This is a genomic window from Rhodococcus erythropolis R138 (assembly GCF_000696675.2).
In the GTDB taxonomy this organism is placed as follows: domain Bacteria; phylum Actinomycetota; class Actinomycetes; order Mycobacteriales; family Mycobacteriaceae; genus Rhodococcus_F; species Rhodococcus_F erythropolis.
In genome coordinates this window covers 1,477,580-1,501,736 of the sequence record NZ_CP007255.1, presented here as the reverse complement: position 1 = coordinate 1,501,736, position 24,157 = coordinate 1,477,580, and the positions used below count along the sequence as shown (strand labels likewise).

31 protein-coding genes and 1 tRNA gene are annotated in these 24,157 nt (G+C 62.9%); 14 read left to right on the top strand and 18 right to left on the bottom strand.

Annotated elements, in window-relative coordinates; translation table 11 throughout:
* Positions 1-65 precede the first annotated feature (65 nt).
* From H351_RS07010 to H351_RS06985, 6 genes are all read left to right on the top strand, one after another.
* Complete coding sequence (locus H351_RS07010; RefSeq protein ID WP_019745450.1) at positions 66-440, top strand: PLDc N-terminal domain-containing protein; 375 nt, start codon at positions 66-68, stop codon at positions 438-440.
* On the top strand, positions 437-874 hold the full coding sequence (locus tag H351_RS07005) for a DUF6325 family protein (RefSeq protein ID WP_029256345.1): 438 nt from the start codon (positions 437-439) through the stop codon (positions 872-874). The genes H351_RS07010 and H351_RS07005 overlap by 4 nt, the downstream gene beginning before the upstream one ends.
* Before the next feature lies 1 nt (position 875).
* The gene (locus tag H351_RS07000; RefSeq protein WP_019745452.1) at positions 876-1,172 is read left to right on the top strand and encodes an SHOCT domain-containing protein; all 297 of its coding nucleotides are present in this window, start codon (positions 876-878) and stop codon (positions 1,170-1,172) included.
* Between the two features lie 65 nt (positions 1,173-1,237).
* Complete coding sequence (locus H351_RS06995; RefSeq protein ID WP_029256346.1) at positions 1,238-2,215, top strand: DUF1214 domain-containing protein; 978 nt, start codon at positions 1,238-1,240, stop codon at positions 2,213-2,215.
* A gap of 27 nt (positions 2,216-2,242) precedes the next feature.
* Positions 2,243-2,656 carry a phage holin family protein gene (locus H351_RS06990; protein ID WP_020970904.1) on the top strand — a complete coding sequence of 138 codons (414 nt, stop codon included), beginning with the start codon at positions 2,243-2,245 and terminating at the stop codon, positions 2,654-2,656.
* A 38-nt stretch (positions 2,657-2,694) separates the two neighbouring features.
* Positions 2,695-3,516, top strand: coding sequence for a tyrosine-protein phosphatase (locus H351_RS06985; RefSeq protein WP_244891456.1), 822 nt, complete (start codon positions 2,695-2,697; stop codon positions 3,514-3,516).
* Here the strand turns inward: H351_RS06985 and H351_RS06980 are convergent.
* Positions 3,503-4,432, bottom strand: a complete 930-nt coding sequence (locus tag H351_RS06980; RefSeq protein WP_029256348.1) for a DMT family transporter — start codon at positions 4,430-4,432, stop codon at positions 3,503-3,505. The genes H351_RS06985 and H351_RS06980 overlap by 14 nt on opposite strands.
* Positions 4,433-4,514: 82 nt before the next feature.
* On the opposite strand from H351_RS06980, the gene H351_RS06975 reads away from it, so the two are divergent.
* On the top strand, positions 4,515-5,093 hold the full coding sequence (locus H351_RS06975; RefSeq protein ID WP_029256349.1) for a TetR/AcrR family transcriptional regulator: 579 nt from the start codon (positions 4,515-4,517) through the stop codon (positions 5,091-5,093).
* A 6-nt stretch (positions 5,094-5,099) separates the two neighbouring features.
* On the opposite strand, the gene H351_RS06970 is transcribed toward H351_RS06975, so the two are convergent.
* Positions 5,100-5,711 (bottom strand): TetR/AcrR family transcriptional regulator, encoded by a 612-nt coding sequence (locus H351_RS06970; protein WP_029256350.1) that lies wholly within the window; start codon positions 5,709-5,711, stop codon positions 5,100-5,102.
* A gap of 89 nt (positions 5,712-5,800) precedes the next feature.
* Here H351_RS06970 and H351_RS06965 point away from each other — a divergent pair, with 89 nt between their 5' ends.
* Complete coding sequence (locus tag H351_RS06965; protein WP_029256351.1) at positions 5,801-6,262, top strand: SRPBCC family protein; 462 nt, start codon at positions 5,801-5,803, stop codon at positions 6,260-6,262.
* Positions 6,263-6,264: 2 nt separating this feature from the next.
* Here the strand turns inward: H351_RS06965 and H351_RS06960 are convergent, their stop codons facing one another.
* From H351_RS06960 to H351_RS06950, 3 genes are all read right to left on the bottom strand, one after another.
* Positions 6,265-6,912, bottom strand: a complete 648-nt coding sequence (locus H351_RS06960; RefSeq protein WP_019745481.1) for a TetR/AcrR family transcriptional regulator — start codon at positions 6,910-6,912, stop codon at positions 6,265-6,267.
* A 97-nt stretch (positions 6,913-7,009) separates the two neighbouring features.
* Positions 7,010-7,771 (bottom strand): SDR family NAD(P)-dependent oxidoreductase, encoded by a 762-nt coding sequence (locus H351_RS06955; RefSeq protein ID WP_003939707.1) that lies wholly within the window; start codon positions 7,769-7,771, stop codon positions 7,010-7,012.
* A 95-nt stretch (positions 7,772-7,866) separates the two neighbouring features.
* A complete protein-coding gene (locus H351_RS06950; RefSeq protein ID WP_007730036.1) occupies positions 7,867-9,012 on the bottom strand; it encodes an acyl-CoA dehydrogenase family protein in 1,146 nt (381 codons plus the stop codon).
* A gap of 140 nt (positions 9,013-9,152) precedes the next feature.
* Here H351_RS06950 and H351_RS06945 point away from each other — a divergent pair, with 140 nt between their 5' ends.
* Together H351_RS06945 and H351_RS06940 are read left to right on the top strand one after the other, a co-directional pair.
* Entirely contained in the window at positions 9,153-9,752 is a 600-nt protein-coding gene (locus H351_RS06945) for a TetR/AcrR family transcriptional regulator (protein WP_020970923.1), read from the top strand.
* 35 nt (positions 9,753-9,787) lie between these two features.
* On the top strand, positions 9,788-10,366 hold the full coding sequence (locus H351_RS06940) for a DUF7822 domain-containing protein (RefSeq protein ID WP_029256353.1): 579 nt from the start codon (positions 9,788-9,790) through the stop codon (positions 10,364-10,366).
* 7 nt (positions 10,367-10,373) lie between these two features.
* Here H351_RS06940 and H351_RS06935 read toward each other — a convergent pair whose 3' ends face one another.
* Entirely contained in the window at positions 10,374-11,615 is a 1,242-nt protein-coding gene (locus H351_RS06935) for an RNA polymerase sigma factor (protein ID WP_029256354.1), read from the bottom strand.
* 6 nt (positions 11,616-11,621) lie between these two features.
* Positions 11,622-11,966, bottom strand: a complete 345-nt coding sequence (locus H351_RS06930) for a YciI family protein (RefSeq protein ID WP_007730031.1) — start codon at positions 11,964-11,966, stop codon at positions 11,622-11,624.
* 140 nt (positions 11,967-12,106) lie between these two features.
* Between H351_RS06930 and H351_RS06925 the strand changes: the two genes are divergently transcribed.
* Entirely contained in the window at positions 12,107-12,583 is a 477-nt protein-coding gene (locus H351_RS06925) for a DUF309 domain-containing protein (protein ID WP_020970927.1), read from the top strand.
* Entirely contained in the window at positions 12,583-13,221 is a 639-nt protein-coding gene (locus H351_RS06920; protein WP_029256355.1) for an LON peptidase substrate-binding domain-containing protein, read from the top strand. Before H351_RS06925 ends, H351_RS06920 begins: the two co-directional genes overlap by 1 nt.
* Before the next feature lie 6 nt (positions 13,222-13,227).
* Here the strand turns inward: H351_RS06920 and H351_RS06915 are convergent, their stop codons facing one another.
* From H351_RS06915 to H351_RS06900, 4 genes are read right to left on the bottom strand one after another with little or no spacing between them, the layout of a single operon-like run.
* Positions 13,228-14,043, bottom strand: coding sequence for a mycofactocin-coupled SDR family oxidoreductase (locus H351_RS06915; protein WP_019745487.1), 816 nt, complete (start codon positions 14,041-14,043; stop codon positions 13,228-13,230).
* A 58-nt stretch (positions 14,044-14,101) separates the two neighbouring features.
* Positions 14,102-14,728, bottom strand: a complete 627-nt coding sequence (locus H351_RS06910) for a LutC/YkgG family protein (RefSeq protein WP_029256356.1) — start codon at positions 14,726-14,728, stop codon at positions 14,102-14,104.
* A complete protein-coding gene (locus tag H351_RS06905; protein ID WP_029256357.1) occupies positions 14,725-16,245 on the bottom strand; it encodes a LutB/LldF family L-lactate oxidation iron-sulfur protein in 1,521 nt (506 codons plus the stop codon). Before H351_RS06905 ends, H351_RS06910 begins: the two co-directional genes overlap by 4 nt.
* Entirely contained in the window at positions 16,242-16,991 is a 750-nt protein-coding gene (locus H351_RS06900; protein ID WP_019745490.1) for a (Fe-S)-binding protein, read from the bottom strand. Before H351_RS06900 ends, H351_RS06905 begins: the two co-directional genes overlap by 4 nt.
* Positions 16,992-17,089: 98 nt before the next feature.
* Here H351_RS06900 and H351_RS06895 point away from each other — a divergent pair, with 98 nt between their 5' ends.
* Positions 17,090-17,800 carry a FadR/GntR family transcriptional regulator gene (locus tag H351_RS06895; RefSeq protein ID WP_029256358.1) on the top strand — a complete coding sequence of 237 codons (711 nt, stop codon included), beginning with the start codon at positions 17,090-17,092 and terminating at the stop codon, positions 17,798-17,800.
* Between the two features lie 53 nt (positions 17,801-17,853).
* Positions 17,854-17,927, top strand: a tRNA-Met gene (locus H351_RS06890).
* A 97-nt stretch (positions 17,928-18,024) separates the two neighbouring features.
* On the opposite strand, the gene H351_RS06885 is transcribed toward H351_RS06890, so the two are convergent.
* From H351_RS06885 to H351_RS06855, 7 genes are read right to left on the bottom strand one after another with little or no spacing between them, the layout of a single operon-like run.
* A complete protein-coding gene (locus tag H351_RS06885; RefSeq protein ID WP_029256359.1) occupies positions 18,025-18,651 on the bottom strand; it encodes a TenA family protein in 627 nt (208 codons plus the stop codon).
* A complete protein-coding gene (locus tag H351_RS06880) occupies positions 18,648-19,400 on the bottom strand; it encodes a glutamine amidotransferase (protein WP_003939869.1) in 753 nt (250 codons plus the stop codon). The genes H351_RS06885 and H351_RS06880 overlap by 4 nt, the downstream gene beginning before the upstream one ends.
* On the bottom strand, positions 19,393-20,442 hold the full coding sequence (locus tag H351_RS06875; protein WP_029256360.1) for a phosphotriesterase family protein: 1,050 nt from the start codon (positions 20,440-20,442) through the stop codon (positions 19,393-19,395). The genes H351_RS06880 and H351_RS06875 overlap by 8 nt, the downstream gene beginning before the upstream one ends.
* Positions 20,439-21,482 (bottom strand): ABC transporter permease, encoded by a 1,044-nt coding sequence (locus H351_RS06870; RefSeq protein ID WP_003939698.1) that lies wholly within the window; start codon positions 21,480-21,482, stop codon positions 20,439-20,441. The genes H351_RS06875 and H351_RS06870 overlap by 4 nt, the downstream gene beginning before the upstream one ends.
* On the bottom strand, positions 21,479-22,249 hold the full coding sequence (locus tag H351_RS06865) for an ATP-binding cassette domain-containing protein (protein WP_003939830.1): 771 nt from the start codon (positions 22,247-22,249) through the stop codon (positions 21,479-21,481). Before H351_RS06865 ends, H351_RS06870 begins: the two co-directional genes overlap by 4 nt.
* A gap of 2 nt (positions 22,250-22,251) precedes the next feature.
* Positions 22,252-23,259, bottom strand: a complete 1,008-nt coding sequence (locus H351_RS06860) for a substrate-binding domain-containing protein (protein ID WP_019745494.1) — start codon at positions 23,257-23,259, stop codon at positions 22,252-22,254.
* On the bottom strand, positions 23,256-24,155 hold the full coding sequence (locus tag H351_RS06855; RefSeq protein WP_029256361.1) for a carbohydrate kinase family protein: 900 nt from the start codon (positions 24,153-24,155) through the stop codon (positions 23,256-23,258). The genes H351_RS06860 and H351_RS06855 overlap by 4 nt, the downstream gene beginning before the upstream one ends.
* Between the last annotated feature and the right edge of the window lie 2 nt (positions 24,156-24,157).

Genomic DNA, 24,157 nt, shown 5'->3' with positions numbered 1-24,157 from the left:
AATCAACTGAAAGCGCGAGTCGGCGGAATGCCGATGCGCAGGCCTGACACGAACGGACAAGACACATGAGTTTCTGGGAAAGCCTCGGCTGGATGCTGTGGGCGACCGTCTTCGTCGGATATCTTTTCGCGCTGTTCGCGATCGTCGCCGACCTGTTCCGCGACCACAAGCTGAGCGGCTGGTTGAAAGCTGTTTGGATATTTTTCCTGCTCTTCCTACCCATCCTCACCGCGCTCGTCTATCTCGTCGCCCGCGGCGATGGGATGACGGAACGCAGCAACAAGGCCGCACGCGAGGCCGAGAGCGCGGCCGAATCGTATATCCGCGAAGTCGCAGGAAAGAGTCCCAGCGAGGAAATCGCCACAGCTGCAGCACTCCTCGAAGCCGGATCGATCAGCGAGGAAGAGTTTGCCGCACTCAAGCTGAAGGTGCTCTCGTGAGTGCCGCGCGTTTCGGCCCCGTCGACTTCTACCTTCTCGGTCTGCCGGGGCAGAGCCTCGACCCCGCCGCGTTCTCCGCGCTCACCGACATCACGGATACCGGCCTGGTACGACTCCTCGATCTGATCGTCATCTCCAAGTCCGACGACGGTGAACTCACCCTCGTCGAGGTCGAGGAATTGCCGAACGGCTTCGAGATCAACGTCGAAATGCTCGGCGCGTCCGGTCTGCTCGGGCATGAAGACATCACCGAACTCGCGGAGGCGATTCCCGCCGGCGCTTCAGCGCTGCTGGTCGCGCTCGAGCTGGTCTATCAGCGCGAACTCGCCGCCCGGACCGCCGAGTCCGGCGCGGTGTTACTGGGTTACGAGCGGATACCCGCACCCGTCGTCAATGCCCTCGTGGACACGATCATCCCGAAATTGGAGGTCTGACATGCCGTACATCCCGAGACGAGGACGCCCTGGACTGCTGGGCCTCGCCGCCCGCACCGCGGTCGTGACCGGTACCGCGACCGCCGTCAGCGACGGTATGGCCACCCGCCGGCAAAGGAGAGCTCAGGCCGACTACGAGCAGGCGCAGTACGAATTCGCCCAGCAGCAGGCCGTACTCCCCACACCCGCACCCCCGGTCGATCTCGTCGCCGAGTTGCAGAAACTCGGCGATCTCAAATCACAAGGCCTACTGAGCGACGCCGAGTTCCAAGCCGCGAAAGCACGACTGCTGGGCTGATTCACCCCGACGGGCCATGGATTACCGCGCCCGCTTCCGTACCCCGACACCGATTGGAATCCGCTATGTCCACGATCGCCGTCAACGTCCTGAGCTTCAATCGGGCAGAATCCGATCTCATGTTCGCTCGCCTGGCCGCGGGCGTCGGCCTGGGCACGTGGAACCACACTCGCGAGCTCGGGTCACTCGACAACCAGCCGATCATCCGCCAGAACCGCGACACCCTGTACAGCAGCGCGATCATCGACGTGCGCGAAAACGTCACGATCACGGTGCCCGATACCGGCAAGCGCTACATCTCCGTCTGGGTGGTCAGTCAAGATCATTTCGGTCCCGTCATCCTGCGCGATCCGGGAGAGCACCTGCTCACACGCGAATTGGTCGGGACCGACTACGCCGCACTGATCGTGCGCATCCTCGTCGATCCGAACAGCCCCGAAGACGTCGCCGAGGTGAACCGGTTGCAGGACGCCCTCACCATCGACGGCGGCGGAACGGGCGAGTTCCCGTTGCCCGACTACGACGAACAGTCGCAGACCGAGACCCGCGACGCGCTCCTCGCACTCGCTCGTGGCATCACCACCTACGACCATTCATTCGGCACCGCGGCGGAAGTCGACCCGATCAGGCACCTGCTCGGTACCGCATCCGGCTGGGGTGGCCTTCCCGAGTACGAGGCCACCTACGTCAACTTCGACGAACGTCTCCCGGTCGGGGAATACCGTCTCCGCCTGAACGATGTTCCCGTGGATGCGTTCTGGTCGGTCTCGCTGTACAACGCAGCCGGATACTTCGAAGAGAACGCCTTGGGCGTCAACAGCATCAACAGCCTCACAGCCACCCCCGACTCCGACGGCAGCACCACCATCCGGTTCGGCGTCAATCTCGACGGCGTCGCGAACGCACTGCCCATCATGCCGGGCTGGAACTACGTACTGCGCCTGTACCGCCCCCGCCCCGACGTGCTCGACGGCACCTGGACGGCACCTCGTCCCGAGGCCCTCCAGCAAAGCGTTCCCCACGCACACACCACTCTCGGGTGACTCGACCTGATCACGGAGGTACAAGCCATGCGTCTGTTATTTCAGCTCATTTCGCAATGTGTACTCGGCGCGATCGCGCTGATCGTCGTGCATTTTGCGCTGCCCGGGGTCAGCCTGAGCGTCAACGGTTTCTTGGCCGCTATCGGTGTATTCACCCTCGCCCACATGATTCTCGGCCCATTCGTGCTCAGCGTGGCACTGCACTACGCGGCTCCGCTCGCGGGCGGTGTCGGCTTGGTCGCCACGCTGCTCGCGCTCTGGGTTGCGACCCTGGTCCCCGACGGCATTGAGATCAGCGGCGTCGGGTCCTGGATCCTCGCCCCGATCATCGTGTGGGTGATCACCGCGTTGGGAGGATGGATCTTCATGGCTCTCGTCATCGACAAGTGGATCAAGAGACGCAATGCCGAAAAGCTCGTGCGCAGTGTGCAGAAGGCATGAATGATCAGTTCGGAAACGGAACCCACAAGGAGTCAGCCATGCCAACTCACCCGCTCGATCGTCGCGTTCTCCTGAAGACCGCTCCGAACTTCCGGGATCTCGGTGGCATTCCCGTTGCTGATGGCACCGTCCGCGCCGGCGCGCTCTACCGTTCGGCGACGCTCGCGAAACTCGACGGCGACGACGTCGCCGCGGTCGCCGACTTGAACGTCCGGACGGTCTACGACCTGAGGACCGCTGCCGAGCGCGACGGCGCGCTCGACAATCTCCCTGACTCGACGCGGACGGTCTGGCTCGACGTTCTCGCCGACAATGCCCAAAACGCCGCGGCCACCGGACTACTCATGACGGACCCGGTCGCGTACGCCGAGACCATCAGCGATGGACGTGGGATCGCACAGATGGAGGAAGCGAACCGCAACTTCGTCACCCTGCCGTCCGCCCTCGACGCCTACCGCGCGTTCTATCTCGACCTCATCGACGAAAAACGCACCGGTGCAGCACTTTTCCACTGCACCACCGGCAAGGATCGCACCGGGTGGGCCGCGACCTCTTTCTTGCTCCTCCTCGGCGCCGACGAAGCCGATGTACGCGCCGACTACCTGGAGACGAACACCGATCTGGCACCTATGACGGAATCGATCCTCGACTTCGCCGCAAGCAAAGGCGTTGACGGAGAACTGCTCCGGCCGCTCCTCGGAGTCCGCGACAGCTACTTCGACGCCGCGCTCGACGAAATGCGCACGCAATTCGGCGCAGTCGAGGACTACGCAATCAACGGACTCAAGCTCACCGCAGAACAAATCGCCGCGCTCCGCGAGCGGTTCACATCACGATCGGGCTTCGTCAGCGCGACGTGATCGGAGCTCTTGCCGGGCAGGAATCCGTGCTCTCGTCCTGCTTCTTCGGTCGATTGTCCACCCGGGTGACCACGACGACGGCGACGATGCCCGCCGCCAAGCCGAGAGCGGTGAACGGAGTGAAGGATTCTCCGAACATCAGTGCGCCCCAGACCGCGGTGACGGGGGCGATCAAGAACATCAAGGTGTTGACGGACGTGATGCCGATGCGACGAAGCAACAACCAGTACAGCCCGTATCCGCCGAAGGTCGACAACACGATCAACCAGAGCAATGCGATCCAGAATATGCTGACACTCGGCGGTACGGCAGCACCAGAGGCGATCGCCAGAGTTGTGAAAACTATTGCGCTGGTTGAGCAGTGGATGGCCAAGGCCTGCAGTGGCGGTGTGGACGCGGGAGCGCGTTGCTGGACGAAGGTGGATGCAACGAGGCTGAGCATTCCCAGGAACGGAATCGCGTACGCCCACCACGGGGCCGATGTACCCGCCCCGGCGTCGGCTGCCGTGACCATCGCGACGCCGGCCAGTCCGATCGCCAATCCGATCCACTGCATCCGCGGGACCGCGACGCCGAGGACCGGACCGAGTAGCGCGGCTGCCACCAGCGGCTGAATACCGTCGATCAGCGCTGTGGTTCCGGTGTTCACGCCGAGATCGACTGCCCAGTAAACGGACAACAGATAGCCGCTCTGGGAGAGTATTCCGATCACCACCTGCCTGCCGAGAGCCCGCGGTGTCGGTGTCGTTTTCCGGCGCCGGGCGGACAGCCAGACAATCGGGACCAGTACCGCCGCAAGCGGGAGAAAACGCCACATCAGCAGCGTGGAGACCTCGGCACTGCCGGCGCCGAGTTTGGCTCCGATGAATCCCGAACTCCAGCACGCGACGAACAGGACCGACAAGGTAGCCGTCACGGCAGATCTCGAGGTCACGATCCGAGGTATACCGATCTGTTTACTCATGAGCTCGACTATACAGATCGGTATACTTTTGTCCATGGCAGACGAATCCGTACCCGAATTGACTCCGAAAGCACGTCGCATCCTGGAGTCGGCGTCGAAGCTGTTCTACGAAAAGGGAATTCACGCCGTAGGCGTGGATACCGTCGCACTGGACGCCGGGGTCACGAAGAAGACTCTGTACGAGCGGTTCGGCTCGAAAGACGGCCTCGTCGTGGAATATCTGAAGGATCGAGATCGGCGGTGGCGAGCCTTTCGCGACAAGAAGCTCGCATCAGCCGGGCACAGCCGCGCCGAGCAGTTGAGTGCGGCATTCGACGCTTCCGCCTCCTGGTCCAAGGCGAGCGGAGGCAAGGGTTGCAGCATGGTCAACGCTCACGCCGAGTTCAGCGATCGGTCACATCCGGTGTTCGCTGTCATCGCCGAACAGAAGCAGGAAATGTTGGACGTCTTTCGGCGCATTCTGGCGACGGACGGGGAAGCCGACGAACGTCTCGTCGAGGCAATCATGCTGCTTCACGAAGGCGCCCTCGTCGCAGACGGTATCGGTATCGGCACCGACCCCTTCGACGTCGGCCGGGATGCGGCCCTCGAAATGCTGAAGCATTCCGGGTGATCGCTCCTACGCCCCCACCATCCGACGCGCTATCTCCAGATACCTCTCCACCAACTCGTCCGGAGACAACTCACCGTCCGGTCGGTACCACACCGCGACGGCGACGCACATCGTCACGACAGCTCGGCTGGCATCCTCGGGATGGTCGGCATCGAACACGCCCGAAGCAACGCCGTCGAGGACGATCCGGTCCACCTGCTTCTGCTGTTCGTCGCGCTGCGCGATGTAACCAGCCCGACTGTCGGGCTCCATGCTGCGGATCTCGGAGGAAGCGACGAACGACTGCTCGCGTCGAAACATGTGGAACCGCAACAGAGATTCGATCACCGCGTCGAAGCGATCAGAGGGATCGTCCCCGGCGTCGAGTTCGGCGGCGCGGCTTCGCTCCAACAACTCCGTCATCACCACGGTCGCCAGACCGATCAACAGAGCCTGCTTGGACGGGTAGTGATGGTAGAGCCCCGGCACCGACAGCCCGGACCGCGACGCGACGTCACGGATCGAAGTCCCGTGATAGCCCTGCTCGACGAACGCCTCCAGCGCCGCAGCGAGCGGTTTCGGCAGTTCCAGGTCTTCGTAATCGCGCCAGGACCCGCGTACCGGAAGCTCGTTCGTCATACCGATACCGTAGATCGCCGTTGCGCCGCCGCCGAACGCGTCGGTGCCATTGGTTACAGTCGATGTTCACCGAAAGACAGGGACCAGTCATGATCCATGTTCGCCACTCCGCGGTTGCTGCCGTGCCGGTTGATGTCGCCTTCGACTACATCGACGACTACCGCAACGTCCCGACGTGGATGTTCGGTGTTTCCGAGTTCACACCGTTCGGAGAGTTCGATCAGGGGCTCGGCGCCACGTTCGACGCGGCCATGCAGATCGGGCCAAGCACGTTGCGCTCCAAGCTCGAGGTCACCGAGTGGGAGAAGAATCGGATCATCAAGCTGTCTTCGCTCGGCGGTGTATCCAACTCGTCCACGTGGGAGTTCGCCGCGATCGACGATTCCAAGACCGCGCTTTCCGTCGACTTCGCCTACAAACTCCCCGGCGGCATTGCCGGCAAAGCTCTCGGCCGCTTGATCGGGCCGTTCGTCGAAAACGCTGTCAGGAACAGCGAGGAGACGTTGCGCCACAGCCTCGAGCAGCAGTTCGCGGCCCGCGGCGAAGGCTGAAACTACCCGCGGTCGCCTTCGAGGCCCAGCGCGTTGGCCCACACCTGAGTAGCCGTCTTGACGACGTCCTCGAACGGGACGGGGTTGCCGTCGGCGCCAGGTTCCTCGGAGACGAACGAACTGTAGGCAAGACGGCTCACCATCGCCGACAGTGCGCGGGAAGCCAACAGCGGATCCAACGAGCCGTCTGCCTTGCCAGCTGCTTGCAAGCGTTCGATGGCTCGGGCATTACGAGAAATGAAGGTCTCGGCTCGGTCCCGACGCAGTTTCGCGAAGGCCGGATCGATGTGCGATACCTGCTCGAGCAGACCCATCAGTTTGGCGTTGCGGCGAAACGCCGTCAGGTAGGCACGGTTGCTCGATTCGAGGACCGCATACGGATTGTCGACGTCGCGGACCCGTCCCATGCCGGGGTGCAGCATGTCTTCCTGCGCAACGTCGAGAACTGCGGCGAAGATCTGCTCTTTGTTGTCGAAGTAGGTGTAGAACGTGCCGGTGGAGCAGTTCGCTTCCTTGGTGATGTCCGTCAGACGGGCATCGAGATACCCCGCGCGCTCGAACACCGTTCGAGCCGCTGCGACCAGAGAAGCCCTGGTCCGGACGCCGCGGGCAGTCACCGGCAGGTCACGCAGAAGCTCCGTCGCAGCCATGGATGGTGGCGGACGGTCTTCCCAGTTCTCCTGAGGTTCGGCGCGAGAGGTCACCAGCTACTTATACGGCAAAGCCGGCGACATCTCGGCATCGGCGTCAGGTGATGGTGATTCCTCCGTCGACGGCGATGGTCTGACCGGTGACGTATCCGCCTGCCTCGGACGCGAGCCACACCATGGTGGCCGCGAGCTCTTCCGGATCGCCCATGCGGCCGAGGATCAGGCGCGGAGCCATCGCGTCCAAGTAGCCGTCGTTGTATTGGTCTGTCATTTCCGACTTGAAGAAGCCGGGCGCGATCGCGTTGACGCGAATGCCCTTGCGCGTTCCCCACTGCTGTGCGAGGTCACGGGTCAACCCGACGACGCCTGCCTTGCTCGCCGCATAGGCGGCCTGTGGGAGTCCGGCGGTCGTCAATCCGAGAATGCTTGAGATGTTGACGATGGAGCTGCCCGGGAGCATGACGCGGCCGCAGGCCTGCGCTGCCCAGTAGGACCCATTGAGGTTGATGTCGATGACGGCGCGGAACTGGTCCGGGGTCTCACGGGTCGCCGGAACGGCAGTTCCGACGCCGGCGTTGTTGACCAGCACGTCCACGCGGCCGAACTTCTCCATCGCGGCGTCGACCATGTTCTGAGCCTGTGCCGGATCGACGATGTCGGTGGCCACGCACAACGCTTCGCGGCCTGCGTCACGCACGAGCTTGGCCGTGTCTTCGAGCTTGTCGACGCGGCGAGCAGCGAGGACGACGTCCGCACCGGCCTCTGCTGCGGCTTTCGCAAACGCCACCCCGAGGCCCGACGACGCACCGGTCACGATGACCACTCGATCGGTCAGAGAGAACTTGTCGAGAACAGACATGCGCGGTGATGCTCCTGTGTCGTCGGGTTCGGGAAGTGACGTATGGACTGCAGTGGCGTATCGACTGCAGTGACATATGGACTGCAGTTGCGAAATTACAGGCCGAGATCGCGGCCGATGAGTTCCTTCATGATCTCGTTGGATCCGGCCCAGATCTTGGTGACGCGGGCGTCCATCCACGCGCGAGCGGCGCGGTACTCGGTCATGAAGCCGTAGCCGCCGTGCAACTGAACACAGTGATCGAGGACCTCGTTCTGAACCTGCGCGGTCCACCACTTCGCCTTGGCGGCGTCGATGGCGGTCAGCTCGCCGGCAGCGTGTGCTGCGACGCAGTTGTCGACGTAAGCCTGGGTGACCTCGATGCGGGTCACGAGATCCGCGAGAAGGAATTTGTTCCACTGCAGCGAGCCGATCGGCTGACCGAAAGCCTTGCGGTCCTTGGCATATTGCAGCGTCTCTTCGAGGATCGGAGCAGCGTGCGCGATGTTGGACACCGCAGCGCCGACGCGCTCCTGCGGCAGCATTTCCATCATGTGGATAAACCCGCGGTCGATCTCACCGATGATGTTGGTGGACGGCACGCGAACGTTCTCGAAGAACAGTTCGGCGGTATCGGACTCGTGCTGGCCGACCTTGTCGAGCTTGCGTCCGCGCTCGAAACCTTCCATGCCGGTTTCGACGGCAAAGAGCGTGATGCCCTTGGACTTCTTCTCGGGACTGGTCCGCGCCGCCACGATCACGAGATCAGCGTTGTAGCCGTTGGTGATGAAGGTCTTGGAGCCGTTGATGATCCAGTCGTCGCCGTCCTTGACCGCAGTGGTCTTGAGCGAGGCGAGGTCGGATCCGCCGGAAGGCTCGGTCATGCCGATGGCCGTCAGCATCTCACCGGTGCAGAACTTGGGCAGCCAACGCTGCTTCTGCTCTTCGGTGGTGAGCTGAACGAGGTACGGAGCAACGACGTCGGCATGGATGCCGAAGCTCGAGGCAACAGCTGCACTGGCACGCGAGAGTTCTTCGGCCAGAACAGCGTTGAAGCGGTAGTCGCCGGCTTCGCTTCCGCCGTACGCCTCTGGAACCTCGAGTCCGAGGAAGCCGTTGCGTCCCGCTTCGAGCCAGATTTCACGATCGATGAAGCGCTGGTCGATCAGCTTCTCTGCGACCGGAAGGATGTTCCGGTTGACGAATTCGCGGGCAGATTCGCGAAATGCCTCGTGATCGGGTCCGTACAGAGTGCGACGCATGACGAGTTGCTTCCTTTCGGCGTGGCAATGCCACACGTAACGATGTTCCTAAGCATCCGCTTAGAATCTAAGCATCTGCTTATAGTGAATCGAGAGCGGGATATTGTCAACATCGAAATCCGTCACACCTGGAGGAAACCGTGAGCGATTCACCTGACGTGGTGATCAGCCCCTCCAAAGCTGCGGCCCGTATACGCGCGGCAGCCGTGGACGCTTTTGCGTCCGCGGGCTACGGCGGCACCACCACGCGTGACATCGCCGCACGACTCGACATGAGTCCCGCCGCCATGTACCCGCACTACCGCTCGAAAGAAGAGCTGCTTTTCGCGATCAGCTTCGAAGGTCACACCGAAGCGTTGAAGGTGGTCGAGGGCGCCGACAGACCGGGTGAAGAGCCGTCCGTTCGCCTCCAGGAACTGGTCAGCACCTTCGCCAGTTGGCAGGCCGGACACCACTCACTCGCTCGCGTTGTCCAATACGAACTCACTGCACTCACACCAGAGCACTACCGAACCGTCGTCGCGCTTCGCCGCAGCACGACGCGGGTGGTCCGGGAGGTTGTCGACGCCGGCGTCCAGTCGGGCGACTTCACGATCCCCGATGCCGAAGGCGTCACCCTCGCCTTGATGTCCCTGTGCGTCGACGTGTGCCGCTGGTTCCCGGCCGGCAATTACACGAATCCGGAAGACATTGGAAAACTGTACGGAGACCTGGCATTGAGGATGGTGGGCGCCGCCTGAATCAGGTGACACCGACCGCAGAAAGGACTCGACCAGTGGCCAACCGCACCTATCTCTACTCGACCCCTGTTGCTCCGCATGAGAATCCGGCTGCCGCTCGCGCCCGAGGTCTCACCGGTATCTCCGAGTGGTCGTACGCGATTCCGCTGGTCCCGAGGATCCTTGTGTCCGTGAATCCCTTCGCCCACCAGTCGGTCATCTGGGACGACACCCCAGACCTGATCGCGGTCACCGCGGCCTGTGGTCCTGGTATCGCCCGGCTCGAAGACTTCCTCGGCAGAATCGATCACCCCGAACTCGGCACGATGGCCGGCGATGCGCTGCGTTTCCTGCGCAGCCACACCGAGCCCGACCACTACTTCGTCCTCGAGTGTGGCGAGATCTTCGACATGGACGACGAACCGTTCGCCGAACAGGGTACGGCCCTGATGACCGGTCTGGCGGACATCGACGCCGAGATGGAGGCGGCGCTGGCCACACTCGCACCCGCCAAGCCGCGCTTCTGGGAGCGGCTGTTCACGCCGACTCAGGAGAGCGTCGAGGAACCGCTACGCGACCTCGGCCTCGGTTACTGGTCCGAGACCCTGTACTTCGATCTCGACGTCCCGCAATAACCACCGATCAGTCAGATATCTCACCGAGCCGACGCTCCAAGTAGGCCCGCTCCGGTTCCGTACCAACCAGATTCAGCGCACGTCGGTATGCAGACATTGCCGCGTCGGTGCGCCCCAACCGCGCGAGCAGTTCGGCGCGCGCGAGGTGATACGGGTGGTAGTCGGCAAGTTTGGGCTCCGCTGCCAGTTCTTCCAACGCTGCCAGCCCAACCTCCTCGCCGTCGCGCATCGCCAGCGCCACTGCCCTGTTGACTGCGACGACAGGCGAAGGCGTCAACGTGAGGAGCACTCCGTAGAGCGCGCAGATCTGCGGCCAGTCGGTGCTCTCCACATCCGCCGCCTCGTCATGCAATGCGGCGATGGCAGCCTGCACCCCGTACGGCCCCGGCGCTCCCCCGGTCAACGCGACCACGACGAGGTCGCTGCCTTCCTCGATCATCGGCTGGTCCCAGCACCCTCGATCCTGGTCCTCGAGGAGGACGATCCCGCCACCGGCGTCAGTACGGGCATCTCGACGCGCGTGGACGAGGAGCATCAACGCCAGCAACCCGGCGATCTCGCGCTCATCGGGAAGCAAAGCGCGCAAGATCCTCGCCAGCCTGATCGCCTCTACCGCTAAGTCGACGCGTTGCAGATCCGGACCCGAACTGGCGGCATACCCTTCGGTGAACACCGAATAGATCACCTGCAGAACACCGGGCAGACGGTCCGGGAGTTCTTCGGCGCTGGGAGTTCGGAAGGGAATCCGAGCCTGACGTATCTTCTTCTTCGCACGCACGATCCGCTGCGCCATGGTCGCCGAAGGCACGAGGAAGGCCCGAGCAACCTCGGGCGTCGTCAACCCGCCGAGGCAACGCAAGGTGAGTGCGATTCGGTCGTCCTCGGCCAGCGCAGGGTGCGAGCAGGTGAAGAACAGCTGCAACCGCTCGTCGGGAAGTTCTCCGTCGACCGTGGGCGGCGCCGGGTCGGCACGATCGGCGTCCACCTGCATCACCGCCAATCGCGCCGCATAGGCCTGATCACGACGAAGCCTGTCGACGGCTTTGCGACGCGCCGTGGTCAGCAGCCAGGCGCCGGGTTTGGCCGGCACTCCGTCCACCGGCCAGTGCACCAACGCGGCCTCGACGGCTTCGGAGGTAACTTCCTCGGCCAGATCCAGGTCACCGAAACGGCGGACGAGCGAGGCCAAGAGTCGTCCACGTTCCTCCCGGAACACTGACTCGATGGAGTTCTCGGCCTGCTCGTCCACGGCGAATCAGTCCCCGAACCCGGCCAGCGGACGCACCTCAACGCTTCCACCGTCGCGCGCGCCGGGGCACCGCGCGGCCCAGGCCAGCGCCGCATCCAGATCAGGAACGTCGATGACGTCGTAGCCGCCGAGGATCTCACGGGTTTCAGCGAAGGGTCCGTCGGTGACGGTCTTTTCCCCGGACTGCGAGACCCGAACCGTCGTCGTAGTCGTCAGGTCGGCGAGGGCATCGCCGGACACCCAGATACCGGCATCCTTCATTTCCTTGTCATATTGCTGCCAGTCCTCGAACGTGCACTGGGGTTCGGTGTCTCCGCCGGGTGCGGTGTAGATGAGCAACATGTACTTCATGACTGACTCCTTGGTCTGTTGTTTCTCTTCCGGCCTTCTTGCCTTACAACATGACGACGAACGGTTCTCCCCGGAATCGACAGGCGACTCGAAAAAACTTTCGGCGGGTTCGTCCGAGATACTGCCGTTAGGCTGAGTGTATGACCGAACGCGACCGGGACGCCGCTGGAAAGCCCCTCAATTCGCGGCCCCGCGACGGACTCGGCCGTCCACTGCCACGTGACGCAGCGGGCGGCGTCCCGCGCATTCCCGACGATGTGCGCCTCCCGCCGGACGAGTCGATCACCGAGGCTCAGCGTCTTCTCGACCACGGGATGCCTTTTCACGCGCACGAAATTTTCGAAGGAACGTGGAAGGACGCTCCCGCCGAGGAGCGTGACCTGTGGCAGGGACTGGCTCAATTGGCCGTCGGGCTCACCCATCTACTTCGGGGCAACAACACCGGTGCCGTCTCACTCCTCGGCCAGGGTCACGACCGCATCAGGCACTACGAAGTGGAAAGTCCGCACGGCCTCGACATCCCCGGCCTGCTGATGTGGTCCGAGCACCTGCTCGCTGAAATCGATCGCCCCGGCGATTTCCCCGCCCCTCCGATTCCGAGGTTGAGAATCCCCTGATGCCCATCTTCCCCATGTTTCCGCTCGGCTCTGCATTGCTTCCGGGTGAGGTGTTGCCACTGAACATCTTCGAGCCTCGGTACCGCGCACTGGTAGAGAACGTTCTCGAAGCTGCCGACGGCCCACTGTTCGGAGTAGTGCTCATCGCTCGTGGCCACGAGGTCGGTGGCGGCGAATCACGCCACGACATCGGCACTCTGGCTCGGATCGAGTCTCATGTCGCAATGGGCGCCGGACGGTATCAGTTGTATTGCCGGACCGAAGACCGCATCCGCGTCAATCGCTGGCTACCGGACGATCCTTACCCACTCGCCGAGGTCGAATTGTGGCCTGACGAGAACAACGGAACACCTGTCACCGCTTACGAATACGACTCTCTCCTCGAGCGCATCGAGTTCATGTACGGAATGCTGGGAAAGCTCGCACTTCGGGCCGGCGAACAGACTCCGCGAATGCCCGTCCCACCGGATCCCTTGGATCCGCTGGGTTCTCGGCTGTATGCCCTCGCCAGGAGCATTCCGATGGGTGACGCCGATCGCCTGGCGATTTTGACCGCGCCAGGCGCCGACGAACGTATTCGCACGCTCTCGGAGGCGGTCGAGAACACCATCGAGGTGGCGCAGTTCAATCTGCTCTGAGCGCGACTACGCCATCGTCTGACCCATGTCGATGACGATCTTCGTCCCGGTGACCGCGCGGGAGAGGTCCGTCGCAAGGTAGACCACGGCGTTGGAGATGTCCTCGACGGTGGTGCGTGGGACGGACGTGAGCGGCCACTTGTACGAGTTCATGTACTCCGGATGAGTAGTGAGCACCTTACCCACGTTGGGATCGTTACCCATCTCAGTCTCCACCGCGCCAGGGTGGATGCTGTTGACTCGAATGTCGAAGCTACCCAATTCCGTTGCCGCAGTGCGAGCCAAACCCACGAGACCGTGCTTGGCCGCCGAGTAGTGCGCACAACCAGGCGCTTCGGCGACGCCGGCAGCACTGCTGACGATCACGATGGAACCACCGTTGCCCGCCTCGATCATCGAGGGAACCGCAGCCGCCATCGTGCGCCACACACCATTGAGATTGATGTCCACCAGCGTCGACCACTGTTCTTCCGGCATCTCCCAGAAACGATTCCACGTAGCGATGCCCGCATTGGCGATCACGACGTCGAGGCGACCGAACTTGTCGACGCCCGACGCCACCGCCGCCCGCAGCGCCTCGAGGTCACGCACATCCGCTACCGCGGTGACGATCTCGCGCCCCTCTGCTCGCACGAGACGGGCCGTTTCTTCGAGGTCGGCTTCAGTTGCGGCCGCGTAACCCACGTCTTCAGACACCGACGCGCACACGTCGACAGCGATGACGTCGGCACCTTCCTGCGCGAGTCGGATCGCGTGATTGCGTCCCTGACCCCGCGCTGCACCGGTGATGAAGACGACCTTGCCTGCCAAGAGTTGTGTCATGGCCGGGACGTTAGACGCTGATGTGGCCCGCTGCCCCTGAGTTCCCGCTCGGCGGGAATCAGCCATCCACGATCACGACGTGCAGATTTCGCGGACCGTGTACACCTTCGACGCGTTCGAGTTCGATGTCGGAGGTTGCCGACGGGCCGCTGATCATGGTGGTGGGACGCTGCGGCGTCAGCCGCGCAATCGCCTCCGGCACTCCCACTTCCACACTGCTGCGATACACGACGCAGATGTGTGTGTCCGGTACCAGAGTCAACGCACGACGTCCCTGCTCCGGACCGGCGTCGAGGAAGATGGTGCCGGTCTCGGCGCACGCTACCTTCGAGCCGGTGACAACGGCGTCGAGGTTCTCGAGTTCAGGAGCCGGTACGTCCGGGCTGTCCACCACCAGCGTTCCGTCGAATCCGGCTACCCATGATCGGTCGAGGCCGGCGGGGATTCCCAGTGTGTGTAGACCGTGCACCCTTAGTATTCCGGTGACGGTCTCGGCGATTTCCATCGCCGCGCACTGGTGGACGTGCGCCTTGTAGTCCTCGAGGCGGTCGACGAACAAATCGATGAGCTCCCCGTCTGGCATGGTTCTGCCAGTCCGGTAGTTTCGCGGTATCTCGCCTTCGCAGGCGGGCGCCAAGGTGATGGCATCACGAATACGTCCGAGCACCAGTTCACGTGAATTCATCTGTCTGCCTTCCCGTCACGACGAGCCTCGTCCAATGCCGCGCGGCCTTCGTCGGAGTCCCACCAGGATCGGAAGGTCTGCTTGGGTGGAGCGGGAATGTCTCTGGCAGCTGTCCAACCGTTCAATGGAGGTGGCAATGTGGAGATCTTCCCCTTCTTGCCGGCCACGACGCGTCCGAGCCCGGCAGCTTTCTGAGCCAGCGTCCACCGGCCCTCGGTCGACATCGCCAGAGATGCGGCTTTCATCGCCAAAGACTCTGCCGTGACACCGGATTGCTCGACCTTCTGGTGACGCAATTCGACGAGCAGCGAGGGTATGTCGATCTTGACCGGGCAGGCGTCGAAGCACGCACCGCACAGACTCGAGGCAAAAGGAAGAGTCGAATTCGGATCGTCTTTGCCATGCATGCCCGCGAGCTGCGGAGTCAGTACCGCGCCGATCGGTCCCGGATAGGTGGATCCGTAGGCGTGGCCACCGGTGCGCTCGTAGACAGGGCACACGTTCAGGCACGCCGAGCACCGTATGCAGCTCAGGGCTTCCCTCCCGATCTTGTCGGCAAGCGCGGCGGTCCGGCCGTTGTCGAGGAGGACCAGGTGAAATTCCTGTGGACCGTCGTCAGGCGTGACGCCGGTCCACAGGGAGGTGTACGGGTTCATTCGCTCCCCTGTCGACGACCGCGGCAACAGTTGAAGGAAGACCTCCAGATCCTGATAGGTCGGCAGAATCTTCTCGATGCCCATGACGGTGATCAGTGTTTTCGGCAGCGTCAGGCACATTCGCCCGTTGCCCTCCGACTCCACGACGGTCAGAGTGCCCGTGTCCGCGATGCCGAAATTGGCGCCGGATACGGCGACGGGCGTCGTCATGAACTTGTGGCGTAAGAACTTTCGTGCAGCTTCGGCAAGTTCGGCCGGGTTCTCCCCGAGGTTCGGATCGACATCTGGCATCTCACGCAGGAAAATCTCGCGAATCTCTGACCTGTTGCGATGGATCGCAGGAACCAGGATGTGCGACGGTTTGTCGTGGCCGAGCTGGACGATCAATTCCGCGAGATCGGTCTCGTAGGCGATAATTCCCTGGGTTTCGAGATGCTCGTTGAGACCGATCTCCTGCGTTGCCATCGACTTGACCTTGATGACCTCGTCGGAGCCGGTGGCTTTGACAAGCTCGGTCACAATGGCGTTGGCCTCGTTGGCATCCGCTGCCCAATGCACCTGCCCACCGCGAGCGACTACTGCAGCTTCGAACTGTTCGAGCAGTTCCGGCAACCGCGCCATGACGTCGGCCTTGATCGCCGAACCCGCATCCCGCAGCTCCTCCCAATCGGGGAGCTCTCCAGTTACGTTGATGCGCTTGGCACGGATGGTATGCGTTGCCTTGCCGATATTGCGTCGCAGTTGCGCGTTGGCCAGCTCGTGATGTGCTGCGACAGGGAACTTCTCAGTACCTCGCAGGAACCCTGCACCTTCGGGTGACCTCGGCGGAAAGCTGGGCAGACCCAGCGTCACAGCGCTCATGCGTGCACCCGGCTTTCCACCGATGCCAGAATCTCCGCGAGGTGAATGGTCTTGGCGCCCATCTGCAGTCGTGACATCCCACCGCCGATGTGCATGAGACAGGACGAATCTCCGGCGCTGCAGAACTCTGCGCCGGTGTCGGCCACATGGCGAATCTTGTCAGCCAACATGGCCGTCGACGTCTCGGCGTTCTTGATGGCAAACGTGCCGCCGAAGCCGCAGCAGGAATCTGCTTCCGGGAGTTCGACCAGATCGATGTCGCGGACGTTGCGCAGCAACTGAAGTGGTTTGTCTCCCACTCTCAACATGCGCAGTGAGTGACAGGTCGGGTGATAGGTGACCCGGTGCGGGAAGTACGCGCCCACATCGGTGACACCGAGAACGTCCACGAGGAATTCCGAAAGCTCGTACGTCTTTGCCTTCACTGTCTGCACCTGCCCACACAGCGACGCGGTGCCGTAGCGCTCGGCAACGATCTCGTGTTGATGACGGATCGAACCGACGCACGATCCCGATGGTGCGACAACGGCGTCGATCGACGCATCACCGAACGTATCGGCGTAGTTCGCGACCAGTGGCAGCGCGCCCGGCTGGTAGCCGGTGTTGACGTGCATCTGCCCACAGCAGGTCTGCCCGGACGGAAACACGACGTCGTGCCCGAGACGGGTGAGCAGGAGGGCGGTGGCCTTGACGGCGTCGGGAAACATCGTGTCCCCGATGCAGGTGGCGAACAGCGCTACTCGCATGTGGTTCCCCGCAATCTGTCGGTGTGGTCTGACCACAGTAATACATCCCCGGACAGGCCACCCCGTTAACGGCGTCCACCCGGTTATGCTCTTGCCTCATGCCGACCGAGCCGAGCCCGCGAGCGTGGGAACAAGTACTGAGCCACCTCGAACGTCGGCTCGTTTCAGGCGAGGTGTCTCCTGGCCAGCGCCTGCCGGGAGAGAGAATTCTGGCAGCAGAGTTGGGCGTCGGACGGTCATCGGTCCGAGAAGCGTTGCGGGTCATGGAAGCACTCGGCCTCCTCAAGGCGCAGACTGGCTCCGGCCCGACGTCCGGCGCGATGATCGTGGCCAAACCGACCGGCGGCATGACCATGCTGATGCGGATGCAGGTTGCAGCACAAGGATTTCCGGTCTCGGATGTGGTGAAGACACGACTCGTTCTCGAATCCGAGGTGATGCAGTCCCTGGCATCGCGGACCCCGACGCCCGACCTCAGCACGGCCGTCGAACTGCTCGACTCGATGGATGACGTAGATCTGTCGGCCGAGGAATTCCTACTACTCGACGCGCAATTCCACGTAGCGCTCGCCGACGCGGCGGGCAATCAGGTGATCGCAGCCATGATGACCGGCCTACGAGAGTCCATCGAGGCCTACGTTCTCGCGGGCGTGCAGATCGACAGCTGGCCGAGCACCTGCATGCGACTGCGTCACGAACACCGAGGATTGGTCGATGCGGTCAACGCGGGTGACGGCGAACTCGCACGTCAGCGCATAGTCGGACACATCCGCGGTTACTACTCGGAAAGCGCTCACTCCAGCCGGTGACAGGGGGTGGTAATTGCACCTCCAGAAGTCGTGTACTGTTGGTTTCACACCGACGCGGGGTGGAGCAGCTCGGTAGCTCGCTGGGCTCATAACCCAGAGGTCGCAGGTTCAAATCCTGTCCCCGCTACAAAGAAGAGGCCCGTAGGTTGCGAAAGCGACCTACGGGCCTTTTGCTGTGCGCCTTTATTAACCGCCGGGGGTTAATAAAGGCGCACAGCAGTAGCTCACACCGCCACGTTGTGAAAATCGATCTCCGCGGCCAGCATGCCGGAGAACCACCGATCCAGGTCCTCGTCGGTGACGGACTCGGGCATGGCGTCCACCTCGCACGCCAGCACCGCCACCTGAGACACGAACGGCGGAGCGACATGCATGTCTACCCAGTCCTGCAACGCTGGTTCGCGCTGTACGTTCACTGCCGCCGCCTCCCGGCACCACGACAGATACAGGGTTTCCGCGGCGTACATGCCCACCAGGGCCGCCGCCCTGCCCTCTTCGCCAGCGAGGGTCAAGGCATGCGTCGACAGCACAGACGACTCCTCGACCAGAGCCGCTGCGTCCCCCGCGTACGGGAAGCGGGAACGCAACTGCGCGAAATACTCGCGCTGTTCGCCCACCAGGTTCGACATCGACGTCACGTGGTCGAGCGCGTCGTCGAGCGTCGGGGATTCGGCGACCACCAACCCCAACACCTTGACGGCCGTCAGTACGAATGCCTCTTCGATCACGAGGTACCGGCGGAATCCCTCATCACTCAACGTCCCGCCGATGGTGTCCTCGATGAATGGAACCGCCCGCGCGGCAGCGAGATTACTCTGCTGCCGCGCGAGCAGGTCTGAGGAGCGACTCATTCGCCGGCGACCCAACTGATCAAGCCGTCGAACAGGTCGGTGTATCCAGGCCACTGCTCACAGAACTCCGGCGGAGCCCAGTGCGGCGAGCAGTCCGAGGTGAAGACGATCGACCGTCCGGCGCCGTATTCACCGGCAGCGACAAGCGGATCGCCGTTGATGGTGGCGGGAACCACGGCACCGTCCTTCGCGACGACGCGGTTGTATCCCAGGAGCGCCGGCCAGGAATCGCCGGCACCACCGAGAGCCGGGTGAGCAGCATCGACGACGGTGGGAACGATCCCGGCCGGTGTCTCGACGCGATCGTCTTCGGCCAGCATCGTCACGGGTAGTACCTCGGCGATCGCGGTCTGGCGGAAAGCTGCTCGCGCCTGGAACCCGGAGAACGAGAGGTAGCCACCGATCATCATCAGTGAGCCGCCGGCGTTCACCCAGTCACGAAGCGCGACAAGGCGATCCTCCCCGGCGCGGAACTGGTCGAAGACACCGGGAGCCAACTGCAGCGAGTTCGCTCCGATGTCGGAGAGAACGACGACGTCGAACTGGGACAACGCTTCTGCGGTACCGGGGAACTGCGTGGGCACCAGGTGTGCGGGCATGTGTGTCACGTCGTGGCCACGTGAGGTGAGCGCATCCCGAAGCGGACCGACTCCCTCGACGTAGGAATGGACACTGAACTCGTCGACGCCCTTGACGTGCGTCGACGTCGTCATCCAGCTCTCGCCGGCGATCAGTACTCGTTTACCCATGACTGCTTCTGTTTCCTTTCGCGGCCTGCTCGAAGAGCGACCTCGGGTTGTCTCGCATCAGTGCGGACACTTGCTGGGGATCTACGCCTGCGCGCACCAACCGGGCGGCGAAGGCGAGTGGTACGTAGGAGAATCCGTTTCCGCCGTGCTTTCTGAGCATTGATTTGAGGAAGAGGTCGTGACTGAGCAGGAGCTGTGATGCGTGGCCGGAGGTGACCAATCCGGCTACCGCAGTGGCTGTTTCCGCCGGATGCGGCGAAAGACCCTCGCCTGGGAAATCGAAAGGCATCCCGATCATGTCGAACTCGAGAAAGACACCGCGGTCGGCGAGCGATCGTTGGTAGTCGGCGTCGTGTCCGGACGGGTCCATGTGGCACAGGATCACTGCTTGCGGATCGACGCCCATCTCGTCGACCACGATGTCGACGACGTGATGTCCGACGCGCTGCCATCCCGGAAGGTGGACGAACAGGGGCACGTCCACCTCGCGCTGGGCGATGCATGCCGCCCTCAACGCTTTCGCCTCGTTCTGAGTGAAGAGCGGGGAGACTCCGATCTCCCCGATCACGCCAGGTGCCAATTCCTTTGCCGGATCGAACTCCTCGACGAGCGAACCTGCCAGATCGTCGACACCGAGTTCGTGGACCTCGACCGGATGGGTCGTCTCGAGGTACCACCCTGAACCCATGATCACTCGCACGTCTGACTTTCGCGAGAACTCCGCCAACTTCTCCGGTGCCCGGCCCAGTCCCGGCGGTGTCAGATCAACGATCGTCCGACCACCGAGGCGGGCGAAGTCCACAAGGTCTTCCACCACGGCCGCTGCGTCGTCGACTCGACAATTGTCGAGACTGTAATACGGATTGTCGTGAAGAAGCCAGGCATCCTCGGCGCGCACCGGACCGGCCAGCCGCTGTGCCACAACCGGATCCGGGGCCTCGGTGTACGCACCGGTGACGTCGTTGTGCAGATGTTCGTGTGGGAGAACCAGTCCGAGTTCCGAGCTGTCCACAGTTCCCGTGACAGTACGAACCTTGCTCATGAGCGTGCAGGTCCCGAGGGTGCGGACTGCAGGTGTCGCCACAGCGCGCTCAGGGTGTGTCCCCGCATGTTGATCCAGATGGCCAGGAGCAGAACGACACCGGTGATGATCGGTGTCAAGAACGGGCTCACACCGAGCAGGGTCAGTCCGTTGGCGATGATTCCGGTCAGGACAGCGCCGATGACGGTACCGATCACGGTGCCGCGACCGCCGAAGAGGTTGGTACCACCGAGAACCACCGCGGTGATCACCGTGAGCTCGAATCCCGTTGCGGAGTTGGCCGAACCCGAGCCCAGTCGAGCCGCGATCAGCAGTCCCGCGATACCGGCAGCCAAGCCGGTGAAGACGAGCGTCATCATGAGCACACGACGCGTGTTGACGCCGGACCGTCGCACGGATTCGACGTTGGATCCGATACCGGTGACGTAGCGCCCGAAGCGCATGCGGTTGAGCGCAATTGCTCCGATGACCACGACGACGAGAGCAATCCAGGCGCTGGCGGAGAACCCGAGGAACTCAGCAGTTCCGAGCTTCGCGAAGTAAGTGTCGGCCGGAACCGGAACGGAGAATCCTTCGGTCCGATACAGCGCGATACCGCGAATGACGGACATCGTCGCCAGAGTCACGATGAACGGCGGAATGCCCTGATAGGCAGCGAGCCATCCGTTGACCAGGCCCCAGGCCGCACCCATCACCGGGGCGGCGACGAAGACCAGGGACGAATCGACGCCGGCCTGGATAAGCTCGGCACTCATCGCCGCGACGAACGCGACGATCGCACCGACGGACAGGTCGATCTGACCTGCCGTGATCACGAAAGTCATCGCCACCGCGATGATCAGAACCGGAGCGATCTGGGTTGCCAGGTTCGACAGGTTCGTGAATGTCAGGAACGACGACGTGGTCGCCGAGAAGACGGCTGCGACAGCAACTGTCACCGCCAGCATCGCGAGGGTGGGCTTGTTGACGCTGTCCCACAAGGAGGGTTTCGCGGCGAGCTTGCGCTCGATCGGCGCCTGGGTCTTCTCGAGAGTGGTCATGCCGTGGCTCCCTGTGTTGCTGCCGATGTCCGTTGCGGCACCGGAGTTCGAGTGATGAGTCCGACGAGGGACTCGATGTTCAAGTCGCCGATCGGAACGTCGTCGACGCTCTGCCCCTCGTACATGACCGTGATTCGGTCACATACGCGGAACAGGTCCTGCAGGCGGTGTGTCACGAGAATGACGCCCACTCCGGCCGCTGCGACGTCCGTGATCAGCTTGAGCACCGACTCGACCTCGGCGACGGCGAGCGCTGCGGTGGGCTCGTCGAGGATCAGTACGTCTGGCCGGAAGGAAACAGCGCGGGCGATCGCGACGGTTTGCCGCTGCCCGCCGGACAGTTGCCCGATCTCCTGGTAGGTCGACTTCACCTTGACATGCAGGTCGGCGAGAATGTGAGCCGCCTTCTCGTGCATGGCATGCCGGTCGAGGAATGGACCTTTTCGCGGTTCTCTGCCGAGGAACAGGTTGCTCGCGACGTCGAGCGTGTCGCACAGCGCCAGGTCCTGGTAGACGATGCCGATCTTCTTCTGCTGCGCGTCGAGCGGCGTCGAGAAGCGCACTGGTTCACCGTTGACGCGCATTTCGCCGCCGTCGTGCTGGACGGCGCCCGCGAGGATCTTCATCAGGGTGGACTTGCCGGCGCCGTTGTCGCCGACAACTCCGAGTACTTCACCCTTCGCCAGCCGAAGGTCAACTCCTTGAAGGGACTTCACCGGTCCGTACGACTTGGTGATGCCCGAGAGTTCGATCAGTGGAGGTGCCATGATTACTTCTCCAAGTAGTACATGTAGTCGGCTACGTTCTCCGGGGTCACGATCTGGGTGGGGACGGGGATGTTCGCCGGAGCGCCGCGACCACAAGCCAGGTCGATTGCCGAATTCATTGCCTCGTGGCCGAATTCGAAGGTGTTCTGCTGGACCACGCCTTTAAGCCAACCGGCTTTGAGTCCGCCTACCGCCTGATCCGAAAGATCCCAACCGACTGCTTCGATGCGATCCTGCGCCTTCTGACTGTTGACCGCCGCAACGAGTCCGATCAAAGCCGGCTCACCGGTTGCGTAGACGTACTTCATGTCGCCGCCGCCGGTCAGCAGGTTCTCCGCTGCGGTCTGTGCGTTCTCCTGAATGTTACGTCCGTCCACGACGGTGCCGACGGTCATTCCGCGGCCGGTCACGGTCTCAGTGAAGCCCTTCTGCCGCTCCAACTGGACAGTGCTGTTGAGCGCGCCGACGATACCGACCGTTCCGGTGTTGTTCGCGACGTCGGCCAAGGTGTTTCCGATCTTGGCACCGCCCTCGGCATTGGCCGTACCGACCTGAGTCGACAGCGCTGGATCGTCGATGGTCGCGTCGACCGCGACGACGGGGATGCCCGCGTTCTTGGCCTTGACCACCGACGGCTTGATTCCGTCCGTGTCGATTGCATCGACGATGATCGCGTCGACTCCGGCGGCGATCAGATTGTCGAAGGCGTTGGCCTGCGCCACGGAATCGTCGTTGCCACTGATGATCTGCAGGTCGACACCTGCCTTGTCCGCGACGTTCTTGGCGGCATTGTTGATCTGGTTGAAGTACAGCGCCTGAAGGTTGATGGTCACCAGACCGACCTTGAGCTTGCCGTTCGTCCCGTCGCAGCTTTCGGCGACTCGGGTCGGCTGCGGGATGGACGAGCCACCCGATGCGTCCTTCGAGTCACTCGACGAAGCCGAGTCACAAGCGGTGAGCGTGAGCGCGACTGCAGCTCCCAGCGCCAGAGGCAATGCACGTTTCATCATCGAGTCTCCAAAAGGGTGTGAGGGGTCAATGTTGCTGTGAAGCTGTCCAATTCATCTCGGGTGGGGCATCCGCGGGGTCCGGCAGTGGCGCAAGCCAAGGCAGCCGAGGCTCCCGCGAGTCGTGCAGCGTCCACCGGTGAGCGCCCGGCGTCGACAAAAGCGATGTACGTACCGCCGAAGCAATCACCGGCCCCGACGGCATCGACGACGTCGACCGCTACTGCCGGTTCGCTCGTCACCTCGCCGTCCGGTGTGGCCAGTGTCCAACCTCGCGAGCCGTCGGTCACCAGCAGGTGTGTGTTGTGCTCGGCGGCCAGTGCCTGCCACTGATCGAAACCGATCCCGAACTCGCCTTCCCACAGGGCACGCCCTACGACGACGTGGTCAGCGAGCGCGAATGCGCGCAGTGCCGCGGCTTTGTTTTCACAACCGTCCAGATCGATTACCAGACTTACGCTTCCCGGCAATCCCTCTGGCAGGAAGCCCGCACGGTATCCGTCGAGGAACAGCCGTCCACCACCGGCAGCAGCCAATCGGGTGATGACAACTCCGATTCGTTCGGCATCGTTCGGGTCGTCTTGACTGATGATGGAGCGATCGCCGTCCTGCGCGATGAGTACAACTGCCGTTGACAGGAACGCATCTCGCGGCGACCAACTGGTGTCGACGCCGTCAGCCTCGAGGGCTTCGAGAAACTCGGTGGATCGCGCGTCCGGGCCCACGGCACCGGCAAAGATCACCTGCGCGCCCATTCGGGCTGCGGATACCGCAGCATTTGCATTCATTCCACCGTCGATCTGACTGATGGCCGTTGCCTGCACGCGCTCTCCGAGCACCGGCACATGTGGAACATGTACCGTCACATCGTTGTTGGCGTATCCACAAAAGACAATCATGG

Coding starts and splice junctions, on each gene's coding strand:
- H351_RS06920 (WP_029256355.1), top strand. CDS start 12,583: ATGCCCATCTTCCCCATGTTTCCGCTCGGCTCTGCATTGCTTCCGGGT.
- H351_RS06955 (WP_003939707.1), bottom strand. CDS start 7,771: ATGTCTGTTCTCGACAAGTTCTCTCTGACCGATCGAGTGGTCATCGTG.
- H351_RS06995 (WP_029256346.1), top strand. CDS start 1,238: ATGTCCACGATCGCCGTCAACGTCCTGAGCTTCAATCGGGCAGAATCC.
- H351_RS06930 (WP_007730031.1), bottom strand. CDS start 11,966: ATGAAGTACATGTTGCTCATCTACACCGCACCCGGCGGAGACACCGAA.
- H351_RS06925 (WP_020970927.1), top strand. CDS start 12,107: ATGACCGAACGCGACCGGGACGCCGCTGGAAAGCCCCTCAATTCGCGG.
- H351_RS06860 (WP_019745494.1), bottom strand. CDS start 23,259: ATGATGAAACGTGCATTGCCTCTGGCGCTGGGAGCTGCAGTCGCGCTC.
- H351_RS06885 (WP_029256359.1), bottom strand. CDS start 18,651: ATGAGTCGCTCCTCAGACCTGCTCGCGCGGCAGCAGAGTAATCTCGCT.
- H351_RS06895 (WP_029256358.1), top strand. CDS start 17,090: ATGCCGACCGAGCCGAGCCCGCGAGCGTGGGAACAAGTACTGAGCCAC.
- H351_RS06965 (WP_029256351.1), top strand. CDS start 5,801: ATGATCCATGTTCGCCACTCCGCGGTTGCTGCCGTGCCGGTTGATGTC.
- H351_RS06950 (WP_007730036.1), bottom strand. CDS start 9,012: ATGCGTCGCACTCTGTACGGACCCGATCACGAGGCATTTCGCGAATCT.
- H351_RS06910 (WP_029256356.1), bottom strand. CDS start 14,728: ATGAATTCACGTGAACTGGTGCTCGGACGTATTCGTGATGCCATCACC.
- H351_RS06915 (WP_019745487.1), bottom strand. CDS start 14,043: ATGACACAACTCTTGGCAGGCAAGGTCGTCTTCATCACCGGTGCAGCG.
- H351_RS06865 (WP_003939830.1), bottom strand. CDS start 22,249: ATGGCACCTCCACTGATCGAACTCTCGGGCATCACCAAGTCGTACGGA.
- H351_RS06960 (WP_019745481.1), bottom strand. CDS start 6,912: ATGGCTGCGACGGAGCTTCTGCGTGACCTGCCGGTGACTGCCCGCGGC.
- H351_RS06985 (WP_244891456.1), top strand. CDS start 2,695: ATGCCAACTCACCCGCTCGATCGTCGCGTTCTCCTGAAGACCGCTCCG.
- H351_RS06990 (WP_020970904.1), top strand. CDS start 2,243: ATGCGTCTGTTATTTCAGCTCATTTCGCAATGTGTACTCGGCGCGATC.
- H351_RS06875 (WP_029256360.1), bottom strand. CDS start 20,442: ATGAGCAAGGTTCGTACTGTCACGGGAACTGTGGACAGCTCGGAACTC.
- H351_RS06870 (WP_003939698.1), bottom strand. CDS start 21,482: ATGACCACTCTCGAGAAGACCCAGGCGCCGATCGAGCGCAAGCTCGCC.
- H351_RS07010 (WP_019745450.1), top strand. CDS start 66: ATGAGTTTCTGGGAAAGCCTCGGCTGGATGCTGTGGGCGACCGTCTTC.
- H351_RS07000 (WP_019745452.1), top strand. CDS start 876: ATGCCGTACATCCCGAGACGAGGACGCCCTGGACTGCTGGGCCTCGCC.
- H351_RS06905 (WP_029256357.1), bottom strand. CDS start 16,245: ATGAGCGCTGTGACGCTGGGTCTGCCCAGCTTTCCGCCGAGGTCACCC.
- H351_RS06975 (WP_029256349.1), top strand. CDS start 4,515: ATGGCAGACGAATCCGTACCCGAATTGACTCCGAAAGCACGTCGCATC.
- H351_RS06970 (WP_029256350.1), bottom strand. CDS start 5,711: ATGACGAACGAGCTTCCGGTACGCGGGTCCTGGCGCGATTACGAAGAC.
- H351_RS06900 (WP_019745490.1), bottom strand. CDS start 16,991: ATGCGAGTAGCGCTGTTCGCCACCTGCATCGGGGACACGATGTTTCCC.
- H351_RS06880 (WP_003939869.1), bottom strand. CDS start 19,400: ATGGGTAAACGAGTACTGATCGCCGGCGAGAGCTGGATGACGACGTCG.
- H351_RS06855 (WP_029256361.1), bottom strand. CDS start 24,155: ATGATTGTCTTTTGTGGATACGCCAACAACGATGTGACGGTACATGTT.